Below are 1,150 nucleotides of genomic sequence, written 5' to 3'. Positions count from 1 at the left end.
TTGGTGAGCGACTGTCTTGGCAGTCAAGCGCTGGCCCATGGTTTTTGGTCCCGGATGATGGCGTTGAGGACGGTGAGGAGTTTTCTGGCGACGGCGATGATGGCGGTTTTCCTGGCCTTTCCACGATCGAGGAGTTGCTGACGAAAGGCGCGCAGTACCGGGTTGTGCCGGCCGGCGACCATGGCGGCGACGAAGAGGGCGGAGCGGACCTGTGGTCTGCCGCCGCCGATGAAGCTCCTGCCGCGCCATTGCCCTGACTGGCGTGTCCATGGGGCAAGGCCTGCGAGCGCTGCGATCTGGCGCCGGTCGAGCGTTCCCAGTTCGGGCAGTTCGGCAATCAGGGTGCGTGCGATGACGCTGCCGATGCCCGGCACCGAGGTGAGCAGGTTTTCGTCGGCGACCCATGCAGGAGATCGGCGGACATTGTCGTCGATATCCTGATTGATGCTGGCGAGTTCTCGTTCGAGCGCCGCCAGGAGCCGGGCGATACTCTTTGCGGCGTGGGCGGTGGCACGTTTCTGGCGCTGGCGCTCGGCACCGATCATGTCGACGATCTGCCGCCGGCGGGCGACGAGGTCGGCGAGCATCTGCGTCTCAGCGTCGAGCAGTGGGCGGATCTGGGGCCTGGTCGCCTCGACGAAGCGGGCGATGACCGCGGCATCGATCGGATCGGTCTTGGCGCGCTTGCCGAGCGCGGTGGCAAACGCCCGGACCTGGGCCGGGTTGACCACCACGATCGGCAGGCCAGCGCCGCCAAGCCCGGCAGCGACGACCACCTCGAAGCCGCCGGTCGCCTCGACCGCGACCGCCGTGCAGCCGAGCGGTTGCAGCCGCTCGATCAGCTCGGCCAGGCCTTTGCCGTCGCGTGCGACGGCAAAGGCGTCTCCTGTCGGCAGGACATGCACGTCCAGCCGATCCTTCGATACGTCGATCCCAACAACAACGGTGGCGTCCATCCTAACCCATCCTTGCGCAAGCGGGCTCGCTCTGCGGCCCAAGCGACTGTTCGGGTTCGATGGAACGGCAGGCGAGGGCACAAGCTCACCAACGGGCTTGGTGTCCCAAGGGGTTCCCGGCCTCCCGCCTGCCACCGCACCTGCATTTATAATCGCAGATGCGGCGTCAGGTAAGTTACAAGGGGCTCCGGGAG

At 66.5% G+C, this 1,150-nt stretch carries 1 protein-coding gene; it reads right to left on the bottom strand.

Going from position 1 to position 1,150, the window contains the following annotated elements; all coding sequences use genetic code 11:
* Positions 1-23: 23 nt before the first annotated feature.
* The gene (locus tag AC1RT8_RS24665) at positions 24-956 is read right to left on the bottom strand and encodes an IS110 family RNA-guided transposase (protein ID WP_493079202.1); all 933 of its coding nucleotides are present in this window, start codon (positions 954-956) and stop codon (positions 24-26) included.
* Between the last annotated feature and the right edge of the window lie 194 nt (positions 957-1,150).

This window comes from Sphingomonas sp. GW821-FHT10F11 (assembly GCF_058809095.1).
The sequence above is the reverse complement of the archived record's forward strand: the minus strand, read 5'-3'. Positions and strand labels throughout refer to the sequence as shown.

Excerpts from the sequence above, each read along its gene's own strand:
- AC1RT8_RS24665 (WP_493079202.1), bottom strand. The coding sequence starts at position 956 with ATGGACGCCACCGTTGTTGTTGGGATCGACGTATCGAAGGATCGGCTG.